Genomic DNA, 21,723 nt, shown 5'->3' on the forward strand with positions numbered 1-21,723 from the left:
CACCAAACCGAGCGGCCCAACGGCACCCCGCCCGATGGGCGGAGTTTCCAAGCGACAGGATGGAAGGAGGAGAAACAGCCAGCATGGTTCGTCCTTGAAAGTTGAAAAATTCAGGCATCGAGCAGGGGCACCACGTCGCAGCGGTAGGCCGACCACGCGGGCAAGGCTGCCGCCAGCAGCGCCACGCCCAGCACCAGCGCGGGCACCGGCCAGACCACCGCCCACGGCATGCCACCCAGCACCAGGGCCGATGCGTCGGCGGCCAACCAGTGCGCCACCGCCACCGTGGCGGCCCAGCCGCCCAACACGCCCAGCACGCCGCCCAGGGTGGCCAGCCACAGCGACTCGGCCAACAACAGGCCCGCCAGCCGCCAGGGCGGTGCGCCCAGCATGCGCAGCAAGGCCAGGTCAGGCCGACGCTCGCGCACCGCTTGCCACAGTGCCATGAACACACTCAACCCCGCCATGCCCACCAAGGCGGCCCCCAGCATGCGCAACACGTCGGTGCCCACGCCCAGCATGCGCAACAGCCGCGTCAGCTCCAGCGCCGGGGCGGCGGCCTGCAGGTTGGTGGCGGCATTGACCCAGCGCGGGAAAGTCACCGCCGCCAAGGGGCTGCGGTAGCGGATGAGCAGCAGCGTCAGTTCGCGCTCGGCCTCCAGGGCGGCGCGGTCCTCGTCGTCCAGTGCGGTATCGTCTTCGTGCACCGCCCAGACCGACTCGGTGGCGGTGAGCACCAGGCCATCCACCACGCCGCCCGTGGGGGCCAGGATGCCCACCACCTCGTAGGGGTGGTGGCCATGTTCATGCCCGCCCGCGGTCAGGCCGTGCTGGCCCGTGAAGTGGCTGCCCAGCTCCAACCCCAGTTCTTGCGCCACCCGGGCACCCAGCACCGCCTGCATGGGGGCGTGCCACACCGTGCCCAGGCCAAGTTCGGCCCCGTACCAGTCCAGGTAGGCGGGTGTGGTGCCCACGATGCGGTGGCCGCCCACGCTGTCGCCCAGGCTCAGCGGCACCCACTCGGCCACCTCCGGGCGCTGCACCAGGGCCTTGGCCTCGGCCAAGGGGATGTTGCCGGGCGGCACGTCCAGGTGGTACAGCCCGGCCAGGATGAGTTGCAGCGGGCTGCCTTTGGCCCCCACCACCAGGTCGGTGCCCGCCACGTCACGGGTGAAGGCGTCGCTCAGGCGCTGCTGGGTGAGCAGGATGACCGTCAACGCCGCCACCCCCACCGCCAGCAGCAGCACGTTCAGCACCACCGACACCGGGCGGTGCCAGGCGTAGCGCCAGGAGAGATATGCAAAATTCATAGCGCACTTTCCTTATCAGAAAAGCGCTGGAGCACCAAAAAATCCAAAACACAAAAACCCAGAGCCGCACGCCGGGCCAGCTCGCTCACCATGCGTTCGTCGTGTGTGGCCACCACCAGCGTGGCCCCGGTGGCCTGGGCGGCCTCCAGCAGCAGGGCCATGGCCTGGTGGGCGGCTTCGTCGTCCAGGCTGGCGGTGGGTTCGTCGGCCAGCAGCAGCGGAGGCTGCAACAGCGTGGCGCGGGCCAAGGCCACGCGCTGGGCCTGCCCGCCCGACAGGGTGTGGGGCTTGCGCCCGGCCAGCTCGGCCACGCCCAGGGCCGCCAGGCGTTGGGTGATGCGGGCCTCGTCCACCGGCAAGCCTGCCGCCCAGAAGGCCAGGCGCAGGTTGTCCTGCACGGTCAGCGCGGGGCTGAGGTGCAGGCGCTGGGGAAGCCAACCGATGTGGCGGGCCCGCCAGGCGTCGCGCTGCGCCTGGGTGCGCAGGGGGGTGGTGTCCGCAGGGGCCAGGCGGGTTTGCGCCACCGTCAGCTGCCCCTGGTCGGCCTGCAACAGCCCGGCCACCAGCGACAGCCAGGTGGTCTTGCCACTGCCCGAGGGGCCGCGCAGCAGCAGCACACCGCCGGGCTGCACCTGCACGTCGGCAAACCGCAGGGTCTGGCCCGCGCGCTGCACCGCCAAGCCGTGGGCCTGGATCACGGGGCCGGGGACGCTGCGGAGGCGTCGGGTTGGGCGCAACCGGCACAGGTGCCGTGCACGGCCAGGTCCACCCGCTGGCCCTGGTGGCCCAGGCTGGCCAGGGCTTGCAGCAGCTGTTCGGCCACGGCCTGTGTGGGGGGGCTGGCGTCGGTCAGGCGGAACTGACGGTGGCAGGCGTCGCACTCGAAGCGCGGCACCACAGCGGCGGCCCCCTCTGCACCAGCGGCACCGGGTTGGGCGGCTTGCAGCACACCGTCGGCCAGGGAAAAACGCCAGGTGCGCGTGGGGTTGTCGGCGTGGCGCACCAGCAGGCCCGACTGGGCCAGCCGGTCGAGCAGGCGGTACAGCGTGACGCGGTTGACCTCCATGCCCTTGCCGTGCAGGGCCTGTTCCACCTCGGCATGGGTGGCCGACCAGGTGGCGTCGGACGCAAACAGCTGCACCACCGCCAAGGTGGCCCGGGTGCGGCGCAGCCCGGCCTGGGCCAGCCAGGCATCCAGTGCGGGCAGCACTGGGGTGTGGAGCAGGTCTTCAGCGTCGGTCATGGACAAAAGGGGTTGGCGCGTTATTAATGCAACACGGTTGCGATATGATCACTCGCATCAACGCAATTGAGTTGCAATAGTTCAACGCCCCGCATGTTACCCGCAACGCCCGCCCCTGACATCCGCCTGCGCAACCTCACCCTGGGGTACGAGCGCCACCCGGCGGTGCACCACGTGAGTGTGGAGCTGCCCGCGGGCGCCCTGGTGGCCGTGGTGGGGCCCAACGGTGCGGGCAAGTCCACCCTGGTCAAGGCGCTGGCCGGGCTGCTGCGGCCCATGCAAGGGCTTGTGGAGGGACTGCCCACGCGCCAGCCCCGCCTGTGGGGCCGACGGGCGGCCAGCGACCTGCGGGTGGCCTACCTGCCCCAGCAAGCGGAAATGGACCGCAGCTTTCCCATCACCGTGACCGACATGGTGGCCATGGGCCTGTGGCACGAGGTGGGTGCCCTGGGGCGGCTGTCGGCCACCCAGCACCATCGGGTGCAACACGCGCTGGAAGGCGTGGGCCTGAGCGGTTTTGGCCACCGCACCATTGCCACGCTGTCGGGCGGGCAGTTTCAGCGGGCCTTGTTTGCCCGGCTGTCGCTGCAAGACGCGCCCGTCATCCTGCTGGACGAGCCCTTTGTGGGTGTGGACAGCCGCACCGTGCGCGACCTGATGCAACTGCTGCTGCGCTGGCACGCCCAGGGCCGCACCGTGCTGGCCGTGCTGCACGACATGGACCTGGTGCAGGCCCACTTCCCCACCACCTGGCTGCTGGCCCGCGAGCTGGTGGCCGCAGGCCCCACCGCCCAGGTGCTGACCGAGGCGCACCAGCAGCGCGCCCGCGAACTGAACGAAGCCTTTGACGAAGACGCCCCCGCCTGCGACGTGCCGGACGAACCCGCCACCGAGCACCACCACGACCACCCGGAACACACCCATGCCCACTGACACCCCGACCGAGGCCCTGGGCCTGTGGGGCTGGCTGGTCCAGCCCTTTGTGGAATTCGGCTTCATGCAAAACGCCCTGCTGGGCTGCGTGCTGCTGTCCGTCAGCGCCGCGCCGGTGGGCGTGTTCCTGATGCTGCGGCGCATGAGCCTGACGGGCGACGCCATGGCCCACGGCATCCTGCCCGGCGCGGCGCTGGGCTACCTGTACGCGGGCCTGTCGCTGGGGGCCATGACGGTGGGCGGCCTGCTGGCCGGGGTGGCCGTCGCCGTGGCCTCGGGCCTGGTGGCCCGGCACACCGTGCTGCGCGAAGACACCAGCCTGGCCGCGTTCTACCTGCTGTCGCTGTCGCTGGGCGTGCTGATCGTCTCCACCAAGGGCAACAACGTGGACTTGCTGCACGTGCTGTTCGGCACCGTGCTGGCCCTGGACGATGCCGCCCTGTGGCTGCTGGGTGGCGTGGCGGCGGTGACCGTGGCCACCCTGCTGCTGCTGTTTCGCCCACTGGTGCTGGAGTGCCTGGACCCGGCGTTTCTGCGCTCGGTCAGCGGTTGGAGCCCGGTGGCGCACTACGGTTTCCTGGTGCTGCTGGTGCTCAACCTGGTGGCGGGCTTTCATGCGCTGGGCACGCTGATGGCCGTGGGCCTGGTGGTGCTGCCGGGGGCCGCGGCGCGGTTCTGGGTGCGTGACATCCGGCCCCTGCTGGGCCTGTCGGCCGTGCTGGCCCTGGTGGGCGGCGTGGTGGGGCTGCTGGTGTCCTACCACGCCGACCTGCCCAGCGGCCCGGCCATTGTGCTGGCCCTGTCGCTGCTGATGCTGGCCTCGCTGGTGGCCGGACCGTTTGGGGTGCTGCGCAGCCGCATCCAGCCTGCGCGGCACCTTCGTGCCTGAGTTGCAAGCCTGATTCATGGGCCTGATGTGCGGGCCCGCCCCGGTTTTTCTTGTCATTTGGAGAGAAGTTCCATGCACCAACCCGCGTTTGTGTCCCTGAAACGGCTGTCCGCGCTGCCCTTGGCGGTGCTGGGCTGCGCCCTGTCCACCTTGACCACATTCACCGCCCTGCCCGCGCATGCGGCGGACGCGCCCGCCGTCAAGGCTGTGGCCACCTTCAGCATCCTGGGTGACCTGGTGCGCCAGGTGGGCGGCGAGCGGGTGCAGGTGGACGTGCTGGTGGCCCCGGGCGGCGACGCCCATGTGTTCCAGCCCAAACCCACCGACGCCAAGACCGTGGGCGCGGCCCAGGTGGTGTTTGCCAACGGCCTGGGTTTTGAGGGCTGGATGGGTCGCCTGCTCAAGTCCGCCAACCAGAAAAAGGCCCCGGTGATCGTGAGCGAGGGCATCAAACCCCAAAAGGGTGAAGACGAAGACCACGGCCACCAACATGGCGGCGGCCATGCCCACGAAGCCACCGACCCCCATGCCTGGCAAAGCGTGCCCAACGCGGTGGTCTACGTGGGCAACATCGCCAAGGGCCTGTGCAGCGTGGACGCCGCCGGGTGCGACGGCTACCAGAAACGCGCCGCCGACTACAGCGCCCAGCTGCAAAAGCTGCACGCCGACAACCAGGCGGCCTGGGCGGCCATTCCCCCGGCGCAGCGCAAGGTCATCACCCACCACGATGCGTTTGGCTACTACGCCACGGCGTATGGGGTGCAGTTCCTCTCGCCCCAGGGCGTGAGCACCGAAAGCGAAGCCTCGGCCAAGGCCGTGGCCAAGCTGATCCGCCAGATCAAGCAGGAAAAGGTGCGGGCGCTGTTTGTGGAGAACGTGTCCGACCCGCGGCTGATTGCGCAGATTGCGCGGGAAACCGGCATCCAACCCGCGGGCGAGCTGTTCTCCGACTCGCTCAGCCCGGCCGGTGGGCCCGCCAGCACCTACGTGGACATGATGCGGCACAACACCCGCCAGCTCACGCAGGCGATTGCGGGCCATTGAATTTAGAAAGAAAAATAGTCTCTAGCGCTTTATTTGAAAGCGCAAGCAGCTATCAATTTTGAACTAACCCTGCCCCCGGCAATCCACAAACGCCCGGGGGGCCACCATCTCGGTGGGCAGCAGGTCGAAGTAGCGCCGGATGGCGCGGGTGGCGTGGGAGGCGTCGTAGAACCCCCCCGCACTCACCAGCTCGGTGGCGCTTTGCGGCAGGCCGCGTCGCTGGGCGTCACAGGCGTTCACCGCCACCTGGTACAGCCGCACCCACGCCTGGTAGCTGGACAAGGTCATGCCCACCTGCTGGCGAAACAGCTTGCGCACGTGTTCGGCGGACAGCCCCAGCTCGGTGGCCATGGCCGCCGGGTCGGCCCGCCCTTCGCTGTGCTGGTGCAAGCGGCTGCGCAGCCGCATCAGGCGGGGGTCCAGGCGCACACAGTCGGCGGCACCGGTCGTCACCTCGCCCAGCACCGCCGACACCCAGTGGCACACCTCGTCGGGCTGGGGCTCACCTTGGCACAAGGCCTGCAGCTGCATGCCGTGGCGCTGCATCAGGTCGGTCTCGGGCCAGGGGACCACATGGGCCAGGGCGCGGCGTTGCAGGCACACGCCCCGGTCGGACAGCGGGTCCACATACAAAAACGCCATGGCACTGCGTTCGGCCAGCTGGCTCCACACCCCGCTGGCATGCAGAAGCACAGGGGCCGACACCTCGCCCCCCTTACGCAGCACCAGGGATGCAGGCTGCGCCGCCGACCCGAACACCAAGGCCGGGGCCACGTTTTCCGACCATTGGAACAACAGGCTGGGGTCGGCGTACAGCAGCCAACCGCTGCCCAGATAGACCACCCCGGAAATGGCATGAAAACCCGACATCAGTGATTTCCCTCGGTTCCCCGTGACGTACAAGACGCCGTGCGCCCCCGTTCCTAGCATGGACCATGCCCATCGCACGGGGCTGGACGCATGGGGCAGTCCAGCGGTGCGCCAGCGGGCATACCCAGCCAAGGAAGCACTTTGATGACGCACCCATTCTGCACAACACCCGCCGCGGCGCAGGCCCCGGTTGCCTGCGAACCGCTGCCCACCACCCGCCCCCGAGGCCAGACCGTTGCCCTGCTGGGGGCCCTGGCCGGCACCCTCACCCTGGGGGCCTGCGGTGGCAGCGACACGCCACCGCCCGCGGCCCAGCCCCTGGCCCAGTCGTGTGCCACCTACGTGCCCAGCAACCTGCCGGTGAACGCCCAATTCGTCAAGACCGAGTTGCGCGCCGCCCAGACCGTGACCGAAACCCACTACGGCACCGGCGAGCCCATTGCCATGCCGCGGGCCTGCATCGTGCGCGGCACCATCACCTCCGGGCCCGGCTCCACCATCCACTGGGCGGTGGAACTGCCCGAAGGCACCGACTGGAACGGCAAGACCCTGACGCTGGGCGGTGGCGGCTTTGACGGCTTCATGCCCACCGACGACCCCTGGCACGTGAAGTACGTGTCGGGCAACGCCGCCCTGCCCTTCGTGCGCATCAGCTCCGACTCGGGCCACCAGACCGAAGACTTTGCCTGGGGCAAGGACGACGTGGCCCTGAAGAACCACGCCTCCGAAGCCAACCACCTGGCCCTGCAGGTGGGCACCCACATTGCCAACCAGTTCTACGGCAAGGCCCCCACCCGGCGCTACATGGTGGGGCATTCCAACGGCGGGCGCTCGGGCCTGATGGCCGCCAGCACCTACCCCAACGACTACGACGGCGTGCTGGCCATGTCCCCCGCCATCAGCCAGCAGGCCCACCAGGTGAACATGGGCGAGTTCAACCGCTGGATCTACGGCCACAACGCCGACGGCAGCAAGAAGGCCAACCTGCCCGACCAGGCCAACTGGATCAGCCCCGGCAAATCGGCCCTGTACGCCGCCGCCGAACTCAAGGCCTGCGACAAGCTGGACGGGCTGGAGGACGGCATCATCGGCAACGTGGAAGCCTGCAACTACGTGCCCACCGACCTGCTGTGCAAGGACGACGTGGCCGGTGCCAAGGACGACACCTGCCTGACCACGGGCCAGGTCGAAGCCATTCGCCTGAACTACGCCAACAAAACCGTGCCCCTCACCCTGGCCAACGGCATGACCGGCTACGAGCGCTACGGGCGCGGCGGTGCCGCCACCGGCGACTGGCAGGTGTACGCCTTCGGGTTTGAGTTCAACGGCGACTTTTTGCGCAAGGGCTTCAGCTACATCGCGCCCACCTCGGTCATCCAGACGCTGACGGGCTCCATGCAGGCCGACTCCATCAGCCACGACCCGCTGACCCTGGCGTCCAAATGGCAGGCCCTGTCCAGCGTGATGGAGCCCAAGGCGTCGCTGTCGGAGTTTGGCAAGCGCGGCAAGCTGCTGGTGTGGTACGGGCTGGCGGACACCTGCGTGTCGGTCTACCGCACCGCGGCCTACCTGGACCAGGTGCGCAAGGACAGCGGCAGCGCCGCGTTTGACGGTTATGCACGCTTCCTGACCTCACCCGGCGTGGGCCACGACCTGACCGGCCCCGGTGCCGCCAATGCCGACCTGGTCACCGCCCTGGTGAACTGGGTGGAAAAAGGCGTGCAGCCCGACCAACTGGTGGCCACCGGCATCACGGCGTCGAACGCACCCTTCGAACGCCCGCTGTGCGCCTACCCCAGCTTCCCCAAGTACAAGGGCAGCGGTGACCCCACCAAGGCCAGCAGCTTCAGCTGCTCGGTCAGCTGAACGCCCGCCGGGGGCTCAGGCCCCCGGCTGTCAGCGGTGTCTGCCCATGGCTTTGGCCTGGTACATGGCGTCGTCAGCCGCGCCCAGGAGCTGGTCGAGCGTGTCCCCGTGAAGGGGTGTACGGGCAATGCCAATGCTGGCCTCCAACTGGAGGATCAACCCTTGGTGCTCGATGGGCTGACGGATGGACTCTTTGAGCTTGGCGGCCAGGGCTTCCAATTGGCGGTTTTCACCACAAGAGTCCACCAGCACCACAAATTCGTCCCCGCCCAGGCGTGCGGCCGTGTCCACCTCCCGGGTGTGCTTCAGCAACCTCTGGGCCACGGCCTTCAGCACCACATCGCCCGTTTCGTGGCCATGGCGGTCATTGATGGACTTGAATTCATCCAGGTCGATGAACAGCAAACCCACCTCGCCACCCTGCCGACGGCGGCGGGCCAGGGCGGCCAACATCCGCTCCTCGAACAACCGCCGGTTGGCCAGCCCCGTCAGGCCGTCGTGTTGCGCGAGCTGTGCCAGCTCCAGGCGGCTTTGCTCCAGAGCCTGCATTTGCTGGCTGATCTGTTCCTGCATGCGATGAAAACTGCGAGCCAATTCGCCAATTTCGTCTTGGCGTGTGAGGGGCAATTCAGAACCGACCTCACCCCTTGCAAATGAACGTGCTGCACGGGTCACCGCATCAATGGGACGTGCCAGGGCACGGGCCAGCACGACCGCCACCACCAAAGCCCCCAGCGACAACACCACCACGATTCGCACGATCTTCCAGCGCAGTGTTTCAACGTCCTGCAGCACGTCACTCACGGGCTGAATGAGCCCCAGGACGATGCGCGAATCTTCGTAGGTGACCTTCAGTCCGCGCGACAGGAATGCCGCCACCACGGGTGCCTGTGCGTACTCGCCCTGGCTCCATTCGAACAGCGCCTTCTCCGACCAGCCTTGGACCAGGTCGGCCACGGGCGGCATGTGCTCCTGGATGAACTGACGTTGCCCGCGGTCGAACCCAAAGGTGAGCGACTCATCCGGGTGGATGAGGATGTCCCCACTGCCATTGGCCAGAATCAGGCTGGAGCCCGCTGGCAAGTCGACCTTCAAGGTTCGGAACAGATCCTCCAAATCCTGGTTGATCACCACCACACCCCAGACACCGCCCGCCGCATCGACCACAGGCATGGACATGACCACCGAAGGCTTGCCTTCCGAGCGGTGGGATCCGCGCTCGTGGTTGATGGCCACCCGCGAAACGTAGGTCTGTCCGGCAGACAGCTTCAGGGCTTCGGACACGTAGGCAAAGTGCCCCTTTTCCTGCAGCTCATCGCCCTCCACATCCACGATGCCCGCGTGATCCCGGTCAAGCCGCACCGATTCAAGGCCATGTTCACGGGCCGCGATCAACCGAATCTGGTCATAAGCCGGGTGCGCCTCCATCAACAGCCTGAACAGCGTGGCCACGCGCTGTGGACTGTGCCCTTGAGGTTGCTGAAGACTTTGCAGCGCATCGGGATGCTGCGCCAGGATCTGCAAGTTGCGCGTGGTCAGTTCACGCACGGACGACAGGCGTCGCACAATGGATTCGGTCGAAGTCAGCAACTCGGCCGCCGCCGACTGCAGCATCAGTTCTCGGCTGTCTCGGTAGACGTAGTAACCGGTCAGGCCAGCGGCAAGGGCGCCCACCAAGGCCAGAACCACAGCCAAACGTGCCGCCAGGCCTGCTTTCATGGCGACAGCACCTTTTGCAGGCGATCGCCGGACACGATCCGTGACCACAGCGCGCTGCGCCGAGGTTCGTCCTCGGGTGTTTCCAGCCACACCAGCTTGTCGCTGGGATGGGTCTCCATCGAATCCGTGATCGTGCTGGAAAGCCCTTGTCGGTTGACCAGCAGATCGCTGGCCTCTTTGCCCAGCAGGTGGTTGATCCACGCCGCGGCCAGTTCAGGATGTGCCGAACCACGCCGGATGGCCCAACAGTCCAGCCAGGCCAGGGCTCCTTCTTTGGGGATGGCGTAACCCACATCCAGTCCCGCACGCCTGAACAGGCTCAGCTGCTGTGACCCATAGTTGGCAAACAGCAACACCGCCCCCCGGCGACGAAACAGGTTGAGCGACTCATCGGGGTAGGTGTAGAACGCCGCCACATTGCGCCTCAGCTCGATGAGCTTGGCCACCACGCGAGACCATTCGGAGGCTTTCAGCCGAAAAGGATCGGCCACCCCCAACGCCTGTGCAGCCAGGGAAAAGTTGTGCGTCCCACCGTCGTACGCCAACACCTTGCCCCGGTAACGGGGATCCCACAGGGCATTGACGCTGGTTGGCGCCTCGACCACGGCATTTCGGTCGTAGATCAACCCCATTTCGGCGTGCGTGAACGGCACCGCCATCACCGCCTGACCCCGAACCCAGGCCTTGGGGCTGCCCCCCGGCTGAAACCGGGGCAGTTGGCGCTGCATCTGAGGGACCAAATCCACGGGAACGGGCGAAACCACGTCCGCCTGGATGTAACGCTGCAATTCGGCGGTATTGGCCGCGAACACGTCGCAATGCTGCTGATCGTCGGGCGACATGACGCGCTTCCACAGGGCCTCGTCGTTGTCCACGGTGATGACTTCCACCGACACCTGATGCGCCTGCTCGAAGGACTTCACCACCTCGGGTTCGGCATATCCGGGCCACGCCAGCACCCTGAATTTGCGTCTCCCCGATTTGTCGGCCCCAGCGGGGGTCGCCCGAGAGGGGTCACTCAAGCCCACTGCCCCCAGGATCAGTGCACTCCAGAGCTTCAGTTGGGAACGACGGTCCATTGGCATCATGAAACAGGTGGGCACCGCTCGCGAGCGGTCGCCGAAAGTCGCGATCCGCAATGGCCTACAGGTTACCGCAACAAGTTGCGGAACGTTTCGGAAAACTTGCTGACCTTGGGTCCAACCACAAAGGCGCAGTAGCCTTGATGCGGGTGTTGTTCAAAGTAGTCCTGGTGGTAGGCCTCGGCGGCCACGTAGTGCTGCAGGGGCTGCACCTCGGTCACCGCCCCCGGCACCTCGGTCAGCAGCGCCCGGGCCACGGTCTCCTGTTCGGGCGTGCTGACGTAGATGCCACTGCGGTACTGCGTGCCCACGTCGTTGCCCTGGCGGTTGAGGCTGGTGGGGTCGTGGATGGCGAAAAACACCTCCAGCAGCTGTCGCGTGCTGACCTGCGCCGGGTCGTACACCAGCTTGACCACCTCGTTGTAGCCCGTCTGGCCGGAGCACACGTCTTCGTAGCTGGGGTGGGGGAACCGCCGGGCATCGCCATTGGCGTAACCCGACTCCACATCCAGCACGCCGCGCACGCGCACAAACACCGCCTCGGTGCACCAGAAGCAGCCACCACCCAGGGTGAGGGTTTGAACATTGGCAGGAAAAGACACCGGAAACCCTCCAGAAGCTCAATGCAAAACAGCACCCCCAACCGGGGGGGGTCACTCGAACCGATCCCACAGCGCCGACTTGAACCAGGCGGGCATCTGGTCGGTTTTCATCTCAATTTCGACCCCACCGGTGACCTCTGCCACCCAAACGCGCTCAACGCCCGAGTTGTCAAAGATGTACGCCCGGTCGGATGCAGACACCGCCGACAACAGCAATGCCAATGAACGTGCGTAGCGGCTGCGGATCTTGTCTTCTGGCACGGCGTGCCCACCCGTCTGCACGCGATACTGCACCCGCGCCACGTTGATCTCAGGGTCTTCCGTGGCCACAAAATACAGGTAGGTGCGAAACCCGGCCTGCTGCGCCTTGCAGAGAAACGCCACCTTGTCGGGGGACGACATGACCGTTTCAAACGTGAAAGACACCCTGCTTTCCAAAAGCTTGTGCCGGATGAAATCGGCCAGCACCGAAGCCATGTACGAATCCACCGCGACGGCACCCACCAGCAGCCGACCATCAAGCACCTCCAACCGCGGCACTTGATGCCCCCAACCCACCCTGGCCAACAAGGGGGATGCCCGAAAAAAGGCTTGCAACTCCTCGGTGCAGGTGTGCACTTCAAAATCGGCCAAGTTCAGGAGGCCCTCGGCCCTGACGGTTTTCTCCAACTCGTCGGCATTGACATAGACCCCCAACCACTGCGGCGGAAGCATGTCTTTGATGGTGCTTTTCCCCGAGCCATTGGGCCCCGCGAACATGCGCACACGCGGAACAAGCGCCGTCATGCCTTGTGGGTCCGCACCCGCTTGGCCCCCAAGGTCACGGCATAGGGTTTGGCGATGTCGCGGATCACACGCACCGTTCCTTCGACAGAGGTCTCAATCAGTTGCCCGTCACGGGCCTCGACCACCTTGCCGCTGACCGTGAGGGCTTGGTAATACGCCCGCTTGACGGCGTTGCCCGCCAACTCGGGAATGCGGGCCTCCATGCGCAGCATGGACTCTTCATTCATTCGGGAAGGGGTTTTCATCAGGTGCTCCGGTGTCCAGCGCCACTTATACCCGATCACCCCGAGCCCTGTCGCCACGCCAGCGGCGCACTGCCGCCCACCACCACAGCCACCGTCCAGAACACCCAGGCCGCGCCCACCGCCGCCCCCACCGAGCCAAACAGCAGCGGCATGGCCACGCTGGAGGCGTTGATGGTCATGGCCCGCAGGGCCAGGGCCTCGCCGTGGCGGTGGTGGGGCGTGATCTGGTGCAGGGTGCTCATGATCATGGGCTGCACCGAGCCCAGCGCAAACCCCAGCGCCATGGACGCCAGGCCCATGCCCCAGGCCGAGGTGAGCCAGGGGTACAGCGCCAGCAAGGCGGCCGTGAGGGCCATGGCCCCGGCCACCACCTTCATTTCCTGCAGGCGCTCGGCCCAATGGGGAATGGCCAGGCGCACCAGCGTGGCCGCCACCGCAAACACCCCCAGGATGGTGCCGATGGCGGTGGCACTGAAATCGCGCTCGTGCCCCAGCACGGGCACCAGGAAGGTGTGCACGTCCCAGCATGACGACAACACCCAGTTGACCGCCATCAGCCGGGTGAAGGCGGGCTGGCGCAGCAGCGTCCACGACGACTCCGGGGCATGGGCCTTGGGCGTGGGATGCAAATGCCCCGGCAGGCTCAGCCGCCCCACGTTGGCCCAGGCCAGCAAGGGCAGCAGGGCCAGCAGCGCGTAGGCGGCGCGAAAGCCCGAGGCATCGATCAGCACCCCCGCCGCCAACGGCCCCAGGAAGTTGGACACCGACGGCCCCAGCGCCAGCCAGCTGAACACCTGGCGCAGCTCGGTGGCGTCGGTGGCCAGCAGGCCCACGGTGCGCTGCAGGGCAATGAGGGCCAGCCCGGTGGCCGCGCCACAGGCCAGCGCCGTGAAACACAACACCCCGAACACCGGCCACGCCGTGGCGGCCAAACCCCCGGCCACGGCCACGGCCACCGCCCAGCCCATGGGGCGATGCAGCCCGTGCCGGTCCACATACCGCCCGGCGGGCAGCGACAAAAACACCTGCGACAGCGCAAACAGCGCAATCAGCACGCCCACCGACGCCGCGCTTTGCCCCTGGCGCAGGGCCATGAGCGGTGCGGCCATGCGAAACCCCGTCATGCATGCATGCAGGCACACCTGGGCCGCCACCAGGCGCAGCAACAGGCGGCGGGTGGCGGGGCTCATGTCAGTCCGCGTCCCCGGCCCCCAGCAGGCCCTGGGCCTGCTCGGTGGGCAGGGCTTCCACCGACTTCAGCACCCGGCCCATGGCGCGGCTGCGGACTTCGGCGCTGTCCAAGGTGTTGAGCACGGTCTGGGTCTGGGTTTTCACCTTGGCCAGCACGTCGCCGAACTTGCCAAACTCGGTTTTCACCGCCCCCAGCACCTGCCACACCTCGCTGCTGCGCTTTTCCAGCGCCAGCGTCCGAAAACCCATGTGCAGCGAGTTGAGCATGGCCATGAGCGTGGTGGGGCCGGCCAGGGTGACGCGGTGTTCGCGCTGCAAGGCTTCCATCAGCCCCGGGCGGCGCAGCACCTCGGCGTACAGGCCCTCGGTGGGCAGGAACAGGATGGCGAAGTCGGTGGTGTGCGGCGGCTCCAGGTACTTGTCGGCCATGCTCTTGGCCTCCAGCCGGATGCGCAGCTCCAGCGCCTTGCCCGCGGCGTCGGCCTCGGCGGCGTCGGCGCGCACCTGGGCGTCGAGCAGGCGCTCGTAGTCTTCGTTGGGGAATTTGGCGTCGATGGGCAGCCAGCAGGGCTGGCCGTCGTCGCCCCGCCCGGGCAGGCGGATGGCAAAGTCCACCACGTTGCGGCTGCCGGGCCGGGTGGCCACCTGGGTGGCGTACTGGTCGGGGGCCAGCACCTGCTCCAGCAGCGCGGCCAGCTGGGCCTCGCCGAACATGCCGCGGGTCTTGACGTTGCTCAGCAGGTGCTTCAGGTCGCCCACGCCCTGGGCCAGGGTCTGCATTTCGCCCAGGCCCTTGTGCACCTGCTCCAGTCGGTCGGCCACCTGTTTGAAGCTCTGGCCCAGCCGGGTTTCCAGGGTGGACTGGAGTTTTTCATCCACGGTGGCCCGCATTTCATCCAGCTTTTGGGCGTTGCTCGCTTGCAGCGTCTGGATTTGTTGCTCCAAAGTTTGACGCAACTGCTGCTGCAACTGCTCGATGGCCTGGCGCTGGGCCTGCTGCTGGCGCTCCAGCATGGCCTGCACGTCGGTCAGGCGGCGGGCGTTGGCCTCGCTCAGGCTTTGCAGCTGTTGGGTGAGGGTGTCACCCACCACGCCGCGCAGTTGCACCAGTTGCTGGGCAAAACCGTCGAGCTGGGTGTTCTGGGTGCGGTTGGCGTCCTGAGCCTGGCGCGAGAGGGTCTCGCCAAAGGCGGTGAGGGTCTGCATGACCTCTTGCCGCCCGCCGCGAGCGCCTTCGGTCAGGTCGTGGCGCACGTCGCGTTCCAGCCGGTCCAGGCGGTCCAGCAGCAGCTGTTGCTGGCGGCCCAGGGTCTGGGCCAGTTCCTGCGTTTGCAGCAGCTGCCGATCCTGGGCGGCCAGCCAATCGGCCGCGGTGGGGCCAGCGGGTTTGCGCAGCACCAGCACCAGGGCCAGCAACACGGTCAGCGCGGACAGGGCCAGAACGGCCCACAGCAAGGTGTCAGGGGTCATGCGGGGGTGGCGGTGACTTCGGGGTTGATGGGCGTGAGCGCCCTGCCCTCGGTCAGCCAGGCAATGAGGTTGTCCGCCGCCAGGTCGGCCATGGCGCGGCGGGTTTTGAGGGTGGCGCTGGCGATGTGGGGCGTCAGCACCACGTTGGGCACGGTCAGCAGATCGGGGTGAACCTGGGGTTCGCCCTCGAACACGTCCAGCCCGGCGGCGGCAATGCGGCGCTCTTTCAGGGCCTGGGCCAGGGCGGCGTCGTCCACGATGCCACCGCGGGCGATGTTGACCAGCGTGGCCGTGGGTTTCATCTGCGCCAGCTCTGCCGCCCCAATGGCGTGGTGGTTGTCGGCGGTGTAGGGCAGCACCAGCACCAGGTGGTCGGCCTGGGCCAGCAGCTCGGCCTTGCTGACGTAGCTTGCACCGCAGGTGGCCTCGGTGGCAGCGTCGAGCTGGGACCGGTTGTGGTAGATGACCCGCATGCCAAAACCATGGTGGCCGCGGCGGGCCATGCCCTGGCCGATGCGGCCCATGCCCAGGATGCCCAGCGTGCTGCCGTGCACCTCGGCCCCCGCAAACATGTCCACGCTCCAGCGGTTCCACAGCCCGGCGCGCAAAAAGTGCTCGGCCTCGGCCATGCGGCGGGCGGTGGCCATCAGCAGGGCAAAGCCGAAGTCGGCGGTGGTGTCGGTGAGCACGTCGGGCGTGTTGGTGGCCAGCACGCCGTGGGCGGTGCAGGCGGGCACGTCGAAGTTGTTGAAGCCCACGGCCATGTTGGCCACGATCTTCAGGCCCGGGCAGGCGGCCAGCAGCTCGGGTGTGATGCGTTCGCTGCCGGTGGTGAGGGCACCCGCCTTGCCTTGCAGGCGGCGGCACAGTTCGTCGGGGGGCCACACCTCGTCGGTGGCGTTGGCGTCCACCTCAAAGTGCGCCTGCAGGCGCGCCAGCGTCTCGGGAAAGATGCGGCGCGCCACCAGGATGGCCGGACGGGTGAGGCAGGTCATGGGGTGTCAGACGCCCAGCAGTTCCACTTCGAACAGCAGGGTGGCGTTGGGCGGAATCACACCACCGGCACCGCGGGCACCGTAGCCCAGGTTGGCGGGGATGACCAGGCGACGGGTGCCACCGATGGCCATGCCTTGCACGCCTTCATCCCAGCCCTTGATGACGTGACCGGCACCCAGGGGGAATTCGAAGGGCTGACCGCGGTCCTTGCTGCTGTCGAACTTGCTGCCTTGCTCACCGTCGTTGTAGAGCCAGCCGGTGTAGTGCACCTGCACGTAGTCGCCGGCCTTGGCGACGGCACCGCTGCCGACCACGGTGTCTTCGAACTGCAGGCCGCTGGGGGTGGTGTTCATGGTGTGTCCTTTGAAAGTGATGAACAAAAATGAGCTCTTGCGCTTTCACATAAAGCGTGAGCAGCTATCAAAACAATAGTATCGCATTCACCCGTCATGCCACCGTCAATCCACCCAATGGGTGAACTCGGCGGCGGGCACGCGGGGGGTGCGGAAGGTGTTGACCACGTCGGCCTTGTCGGCGTAGCCCAGGGCCATGCCGCACACCAGCATTTCGTTCTCGCCCGCGCCCACCAGGGGCAGCACGATCTTGGCAAACCCGTTCCAGGCGGCCTGCGGGCAGGTGTGCAGACCGTGGGCACGGGCGGCCAGCATCACGTTCTGGATGAACATGCCGTAGTCCAGCAGCGAGCCGCGACCCATCACGGTGTCCAGGGTGAACATCAGGGCCACCGGGGCGTCGAACAGCCGGAAGTTGCGCTGGTGCTGCTGGTGCATCTTGTCGCGGTCGGTCTTGGTGATGCCCAGCAGGCCGTACAGGCTCCAGCCGTTTTCGCGGCGGCGGTCGATGTAGGGGCTGACCCACTTTTCAGGGTAGTAGTCGTAGGGTTCCGGGTACTGGCTGGCCAGCGATGGGTCGGCCCGCAAGGCGTCGTGGGCGGCGCAGGCCTGGTCCACCAGTTCGTCGCGCTTGGCCCCTTGCACCACGTACACCTTCCAGGGCTGGGTGTTGGTGCCCGAGGGGGCGCGGGCGGCCAGTTCCAGGATGGCCTGCACGGTCTCGCGCGGCACGGCGTCGGGCTTGAAGGCGCGGATGGACTGGCGCGACTGGATGGCCTCTTCCACCGTGACGGCGGGGCGGTGGATGTCCACGGGGGGCGGGTTGGTGCTCAAGCGAGTGTCTCCAGGGTGGTTCTGAGGGGGGTGGGCAGCGGCACCGGGCGGCGCGTCTCCCGGTCCACATACACATGCACAAAGTGGCCACGCGCGGCGCACAGGGGCTCGCCTTGGGCAAACAGGCCCACTTCGTAACGCACGCTGCTGCCGCCCAGGCGGGCCACGCGGATGCCAGCCTCGATGGTCTGCGGGAAAGCCAGCGGCGCAAAGTAGTTGCACTGGGTTTCGATCACCAGGCCGATGGTCGGACCGCCATGGATGTCCAGCACGCCCTGCTCGATCAGCCAGGCGTTGACCGCCGTGTCAAACCAGCTGTAGTACACGACGTTGTTGACGTGGCCGTACACATCGTTGTCCATCCAGCGCGTGGGGATGGGGCGAAACACCTTGTAGGCGCTGCGGGGCTCGGGGGCCATGCGGGCTGGGGCTGGTGCTGGCGGGGGATTCATGCGGCTTGATTCTGCCAGCGCAGGGCATGTCGGTATGCCTCGCGGTAGGTATTGACCTGCACCGCCACGGTGGCATGGATGTCGTGCCCGTAGCCGCCGCCCATCACCAGGGCCACGGGCAAGCGACGCGCCCAGCACCAATCGAACACCCGGCGGTCGCGCTCGGCCACACCCTCAGCGGTGAGCTTGAGCCGCCCCAGGCGGTCGCCCTCGAACACATCGGCCCCGGCGAGGTAAATCACCAGCCCTGGCGCAAAGCGCCGGTCCAGCTCGGCCAGGGCAGCGTCCAGCGCCGTCAGGTACGGGGCGTCTGCAGTGCCATCGGGCAGACCCACATCGAGGTGGCTGGCCTCCTTGCGAAACGGGAAGTTCTTGTCGCCGTGCATCGACAGGGTGAACACATCACTCACCCCCTGGAAAATGTGCGCCGTGCCGTTGCCCTGGTGCACGTCCAGGTCGATGATGGCCACGCGCAGCGGCTGGCCCTGGGCCTGGTGGCCGTGCTCGGCCTGCATCACCCGGGCCGCCACCGCCACGTCGTTGAACACGCAAAAGCCGCCGCCCTTTTCGGCGTAGGCATGGTGCGTGCCCCCCGCCAGGTTGGCGGCAATGCCCTCGCCCGCCAACGCCGCCCGACAGGCTTGCACCGTGCCCCCGACCGAACGGCGCGCACGCTCGGCCATGGCGGGGCTCCACGGAAAACCAATTTCACGCTGCGCGGCCGACGCCAACCCCCCCTGGGCCACGGCCTGGATGTAGACCGGGTCATGCACGGTCGCCAGTTCAAGGTCGGTGGCCGCCAGCGCTTCGCACAGGGTCAGCCCCGGCAAGGCCTGGGACAGGGCTGCACGCAGCAGGCCGTACTTGGCCATGGGGAAGCGGTGGCCCTCGGGCAAGGGCAGCACAAAGTGGTCGGCGTAAAAGGCGCGCATCTAGAGGTTCGGCACTATTTTGTTGCAGTGCAGCAAAAATAACTTGCGCTGCATCGGGAAATCCCTATACTTGAGGCCATGTTGCAGTGCAGCAAAAACATTCTGCCTCGTGGGACGGCACTCAACTGTTTCTCAACCTCATCTTTCGGAGTATCACCATGTTGACCGCAGAACAAGTCGTCGCCGCACAAAAAGCCAACCTCGAAACCCTCTTTGGCCTGACCCAAAAGGCTTTCGAAGGCGTGGAAAAGCTGGTCGAGCTGAACATCCAGGCCACCAAGGCTGCCCTGGCTGAAACCGCCAACCACACCCAAGCCGTGCTGAGCGTCAAAGACGCGCAAGAACTGCTGGCCCTGCAAGCCGGTCTGGTCCAGCCCCTGGCTGAGAAGACCGCCGCTTACAGCCGCCACCTGTACGACATCGCCTCCGGCACCACCGGCGAATTCGCCAAGGCCGCCGAAGCCCAAGCCGCTGACGCCCAAGCCAAGTTCATGTCCGTGGTGGACAACGCCGCCAAGAACGCCCCCGCCGGTTCCGAAACCGCCGTGGCCGTGATGAAAAGCGCTGTGTCCGCCGCCAGCAACGCCATGGAATCGGTGCAAAAGGCTGTGAAGCAAGCCACTGAAATGGCCGAAGCCAACTTCAACTCCGTGGCCGCCACCGCTGTGAACGCCGCCAAGACCACCACCGCCGCAAAGAAGCGCTGATCGTCTGAGCTGAGTTTTTCCGGTTGTCTCCTCGGGTCCTTCTCGAAATTGCATTTCCCGGACCCCTTGGGCCTCGTCGCAAGACGAGGCCCTTTTTTTTGCCCCCGCCGAATCAGCGTTGCGTCAGCGGGATGCGCCGGGCGGCCAACAAAGCCTTGAGCTGCGGCATGGCGGCCTCCATGGCCGCACGCCCGGCGGCCATGGCGCGTTGACGCTCGCCAAAGGCTGCACTGCCCACCCCTTTCAGGTCTGGGCGGACCACCACCTGGGCCGCCTTGAGCTCGTGCTGGTTGATGCTCTGCCCCATGATGGCAAAGGTCTGCAGCATCACCGACAGCGTGTCGGTGGCCGCCGTGGCCGTGGGCGGGCTGGATATGTCCACCGCCATCACAAACTCCGCCCCCATGCCAAAGGTCTGGCTCACGGGCACGGGGGCCACCAAGCCGCCGTCCACATACTCCCGGCCTGAAATCGGCACCGGCTGAAACACACCGGGCACCGCGCTGGACGCCCGCACGGCGGTGCCCGTGTCTCCCTGGCGAAACACGATGCCCTGCCCAGTGGCCAGGTCGGTGGCCACGATGCCCAGGGGCAGCGCCATGGCCTCGATGGGTTTGCCCTGGGTCTGGGTGCCGATGTAGCGAGCCAGCGCCTGACCCTTGAGCATGCCGCGGTTGGCAAAGGGCAGCGTCCAATCGGTGAGCGTGGCCTCTTCCATGGACAGGGCCATTTGCTCCAAGGCCTTGCCATCCAGCCCGCTGGCGTACAACGCGGCCACCACACTGCCCGCCGAGGTGCCCACCACCAGGTCCGGGCGGATGCCATTTTTTTCCAGCACCTGGATCACGCCCACATGGGCAAAACCACGCGCCGCGCCCCCGCCCAGGGCCAGGCCGATGCGGGGCAAACGGGTGGGCACGGGAAGCGCCGGGGCCTGTGTCGGCACGGCAACGTCGGGAGCCGAGGGGCGCGTCACCGACACCGACCCGCAACCCACCATCCCCACACCCAGCGCCAACAAACAAGCCCGGCGACGCCACAGACCACCCGTTTTCACGGGCTTAGCCAAATATTCAATAGGAATCATTCTCGTTAGTGATAAGATGCCAATCATCCACTGTACCCGCCCTTCACTGCCATGAACCGCTTCACCGTCATCGCGTCATCCCTGGCCCTGGCCACCCTGGTGTCCACGTCGGTCCACGCCCAGGACAAGGTCCTGAACCTGTACTCCGCCCGTCACTACCAGACCGACGAAGCCATGTACGACACCTTCACCAAGAACACCGGCATCAAGATCAACCGCGTGGACTCGGACGACGCGGGCATTGTCGCCCGCCTCAAGGCGGAAGGCTCGGCCTCTCCGGCCGACGTGATCATGCTGGTGGACGCCGCCCGGCTCGCCTCCGCCGATGCCCAGGGGCTGTTCCAGCCCATCAAGTCAGCCAAGCTGGACCAGCTGATTCCCGCCAACCTGCGTGCCACACCCACGGCGGACGGCGTGGCCTGGACGGGTTTCTCCACCCGCGCCCGCGTCATCGTGTACGACCCGATGCGTGTCAAAGCCGCCGATGTGGCCACCTATGAACAACTGGCTGACCCCAAGCTCAAAGGGCTGCTGTGCGTTCGCTCTGGATCGCACCCCTACAACCTGTCGCTGTTTGCCACGGTGGTGGAGCGTTTGGGTGACGAGAAGGGCGAAGCCTGGCTCAAAGGCATGGTCGATAACATGGCCCGCCCCCCCAAAGGCGGTGACACCGACCAGATCAAGGCCGTGGCATCGGGTGAATGCGGTGTGGCGCTCACCAACACCTACTATGCCGCCCGCCTCATCAAGTCCAGCAAGGCCGACGAAAAAGCCGTGATGGAAAAGGTGCGCGTGGTGTTTCCCAACCAAGGCACTTCGGGCACCCACGTCAACATCGCAGGCGCGGCCGTGGCCAAACATGCCAAGCACAAGACGGAGGCCATCCAGTTCATGGAATACCTGGCCAGCCCATCGGCGCAGGAGTACTTTGCCAACGGCAACAACGAGTACCCGGTGGCCATGGGATCGAAAGTGGACAACACGGCACTGAAAGCCATGGGCGGCGAGCAGTTCAAGGCCGAGAACATTCCCCTTGCGGTGGTGGCCAAGAACCTGACCAAAGTCCAGCAGATGCTGGACCGCGTCGGCTTCAAGTGATCTGCGACAGTGTT

General features: G+C 66.8%; 23 protein-coding genes. 6 read left to right on the top strand and 17 right to left on the bottom strand.

The annotated features are described in order from the left end of the window. Positions 1–110 precede the first annotated feature (110 nt). Genes ACYVB7_RS10945 through ACYVB7_RS10955 form a run of 3 tightly spaced genes read right to left on the bottom strand, consistent with a single transcriptional unit; the run spans position 111 to position 2,553 of the window. Positions 111–1,310, bottom strand: a complete 1,200-nt coding sequence (locus tag ACYVB7_RS10945) for an ABC transporter permease (RefSeq protein ID WP_460507376.1) — start codon at positions 1,308–1,310, stop codon at positions 111–113. Further along, on the bottom strand, positions 1,307–2,008 hold the full coding sequence (locus ACYVB7_RS10950; RefSeq protein ID WP_460507378.1) for an ABC transporter ATP-binding protein: 702 nt from the start codon (positions 2,006–2,008) through the stop codon (positions 1,307–1,309). The genes ACYVB7_RS10945 and ACYVB7_RS10950 overlap by 4 nt, the downstream gene beginning before the upstream one ends. Continuing rightward, positions 2,005–2,553 (bottom strand): Fur family transcriptional regulator, encoded by a 549-nt coding sequence (locus ACYVB7_RS10955; protein ID WP_460507380.1) that lies wholly within the window; start codon positions 2,551–2,553, stop codon positions 2,005–2,007. Before ACYVB7_RS10955 ends, ACYVB7_RS10950 begins: the two co-directional genes overlap by 4 nt. 93 nt (positions 2,554–2,646) lie before the next feature. On the opposite strand from ACYVB7_RS10955, the gene ACYVB7_RS10960 reads away from it, so the two are divergent. From ACYVB7_RS10960 to ACYVB7_RS10970, 3 genes are all read left to right on the top strand, one after another. Continuing rightward, complete coding sequence (locus ACYVB7_RS10960) at positions 2,647–3,486, top strand: metal ABC transporter ATP-binding protein (protein WP_460507382.1); 840 nt, start codon at positions 2,647–2,649, stop codon at positions 3,484–3,486. Between the two features lie 16 nt (positions 3,487–3,502). Beyond that, positions 3,503–4,375, top strand: coding sequence for a metal ABC transporter permease (locus tag ACYVB7_RS10965; RefSeq protein WP_460507775.1), 873 nt, complete (start codon positions 3,503–3,505; stop codon positions 4,373–4,375). A 72-nt stretch (positions 4,376–4,447) separates the two neighbouring features. Beyond that, positions 4,448–5,419, top strand: coding sequence for a TroA family protein (locus tag ACYVB7_RS10970; RefSeq protein WP_460507384.1), 972 nt, complete (start codon positions 4,448–4,450; stop codon positions 5,417–5,419). A gap of 63 nt (positions 5,420–5,482) precedes the next feature. Here the strand turns inward: ACYVB7_RS10970 and ACYVB7_RS10975 are convergent, their stop codons facing one another. Further along, a complete protein-coding gene (locus tag ACYVB7_RS10975) occupies positions 5,483–6,289 on the bottom strand; it encodes a helix-turn-helix transcriptional regulator (RefSeq protein WP_460507387.1) in 807 nt (268 codons plus the stop codon). Positions 6,290–6,433: 144 nt separating this feature from the next. On the opposite strand from ACYVB7_RS10975, the gene ACYVB7_RS10980 reads away from it, so the two are divergent. Further along, a complete protein-coding gene (locus tag ACYVB7_RS10980) occupies positions 6,434–8,155 on the top strand; it encodes an alpha/beta hydrolase family protein (RefSeq protein ID WP_460507389.1) in 1,722 nt (573 codons plus the stop codon). 30 nt (positions 8,156–8,185) lie between these two features. Here ACYVB7_RS10980 and ACYVB7_RS10985 read toward each other — a convergent pair whose 3' ends face one another. The 12 genes from ACYVB7_RS10985 to ACYVB7_RS11040 all read right to left on the bottom strand — a co-directional run bounded on the left by ACYVB7_RS10985 (position 8,186) and on the right by ACYVB7_RS11040 (position 18,817). Further along, positions 8,186–9,874: a diguanylate cyclase domain-containing protein gene (locus ACYVB7_RS10985; protein ID WP_460507391.1), complete on the bottom strand. Its 1,689-nt coding sequence runs from the start codon at positions 9,872–9,874 to the stop codon at positions 8,186–8,188. After that, complete coding sequence (locus tag ACYVB7_RS10990; RefSeq protein ID WP_460507393.1) at positions 9,871–10,953, bottom strand: type 2 periplasmic-binding domain-containing protein; 1,083 nt, start codon at positions 10,951–10,953, stop codon at positions 9,871–9,873. The genes ACYVB7_RS10985 and ACYVB7_RS10990 overlap by 4 nt, the downstream gene beginning before the upstream one ends. A 71-nt stretch (positions 10,954–11,024) precedes the next feature. Next, positions 11,025–11,558: a peptide-methionine (S)-S-oxide reductase gene (gene msrA / locus ACYVB7_RS10995; protein ID WP_460507395.1), complete on the bottom strand. Its 534-nt coding sequence runs from the start codon at positions 11,556–11,558 to the stop codon at positions 11,025–11,027. 51 nt (positions 11,559–11,609) lie between these two features. Continuing rightward, positions 11,610–12,344, bottom strand: coding sequence for a zeta toxin family protein (locus ACYVB7_RS11000; protein WP_460507397.1), 735 nt, complete (start codon positions 12,342–12,344; stop codon positions 11,610–11,612). Then, positions 12,341–12,589: a hypothetical protein gene (locus ACYVB7_RS11005; RefSeq protein WP_460507400.1), complete on the bottom strand. Its 249-nt coding sequence runs from the start codon at positions 12,587–12,589 to the stop codon at positions 12,341–12,343. The genes ACYVB7_RS11000 and ACYVB7_RS11005 overlap by 4 nt, the downstream gene beginning before the upstream one ends. 35 nt (positions 12,590–12,624) lie before the next feature. Next, a complete protein-coding gene (locus ACYVB7_RS11010; RefSeq protein WP_460507402.1) occupies positions 12,625–13,779 on the bottom strand; it encodes an MFS transporter in 1,155 nt (384 codons plus the stop codon). 1 nt (position 13,780) lies between these two features. After that, on the bottom strand, positions 13,781–15,250 hold the full coding sequence (locus ACYVB7_RS11015) for a DNA recombination protein RmuC (protein ID WP_460507404.1): 1,470 nt from the start codon (positions 15,248–15,250) through the stop codon (positions 13,781–13,783). Then, a complete protein-coding gene (locus tag ACYVB7_RS11020; protein WP_460507406.1) occupies positions 15,247–16,245 on the bottom strand; it encodes a 2-hydroxyacid dehydrogenase in 999 nt (332 codons plus the stop codon). The genes ACYVB7_RS11015 and ACYVB7_RS11020 overlap by 4 nt, the downstream gene beginning before the upstream one ends. 6 nt (positions 16,246–16,251) lie before the next feature. Continuing rightward, positions 16,252–16,599 (bottom strand): FKBP-type peptidyl-prolyl cis-trans isomerase, encoded by a 348-nt coding sequence (locus ACYVB7_RS11025; RefSeq protein ID WP_460507408.1) that lies wholly within the window; start codon positions 16,597–16,599, stop codon positions 16,252–16,254. A 105-nt stretch (positions 16,600–16,704) separates the two neighbouring features. Further along, positions 16,705–17,433, bottom strand: coding sequence for a nitroreductase (locus ACYVB7_RS11030; RefSeq protein WP_460507410.1), 729 nt, complete (start codon positions 17,431–17,433; stop codon positions 16,705–16,707). Next, positions 17,430–17,885 (bottom strand): acyl-CoA thioesterase, encoded by a 456-nt coding sequence (locus ACYVB7_RS11035; protein ID WP_460507412.1) that lies wholly within the window; start codon positions 17,883–17,885, stop codon positions 17,430–17,432. The genes ACYVB7_RS11030 and ACYVB7_RS11035 overlap by 4 nt, the downstream gene beginning before the upstream one ends. Then, positions 17,882–18,817, bottom strand: a complete 936-nt coding sequence (locus tag ACYVB7_RS11040) for a histone deacetylase family protein (RefSeq protein ID WP_460507414.1) — start codon at positions 18,815–18,817, stop codon at positions 17,882–17,884. Before ACYVB7_RS11040 ends, ACYVB7_RS11035 begins: the two co-directional genes overlap by 4 nt. Before the next feature lie 158 nt (positions 18,818–18,975). On the opposite strand from ACYVB7_RS11040, the gene ACYVB7_RS11045 reads away from it, so the two are divergent. After that, positions 18,976–19,524 carry a phasin family protein gene (locus ACYVB7_RS11045; RefSeq protein WP_460507416.1) on the top strand — a complete coding sequence of 183 codons (549 nt, stop codon included), beginning with the start codon at positions 18,976–18,978 and terminating at the stop codon, positions 19,522–19,524. A gap of 112 nt (positions 19,525–19,636) precedes the next feature. On the opposite strand, the gene ACYVB7_RS11050 is transcribed toward ACYVB7_RS11045, so the two are convergent. Then, positions 19,637–20,524 carry a patatin-like phospholipase family protein gene (locus ACYVB7_RS11050; protein WP_460507778.1) on the bottom strand — a complete coding sequence of 296 codons (888 nt, stop codon included), beginning with the start codon at positions 20,522–20,524 and terminating at the stop codon, positions 19,637–19,639. Between the two features lie 138 nt (positions 20,525–20,662). Between ACYVB7_RS11050 and ACYVB7_RS11055 the strand changes: the two genes are divergently transcribed. Continuing rightward, a complete protein-coding gene (locus ACYVB7_RS11055) occupies positions 20,663–21,709 on the top strand; it encodes a type 2 periplasmic-binding domain-containing protein (RefSeq protein WP_460507418.1) in 1,047 nt (348 codons plus the stop codon). Positions 21,710–21,723: the final 14 nt, after the last annotated feature.

The organism is Hydrogenophaga soli (genome assembly GCF_054777695.1).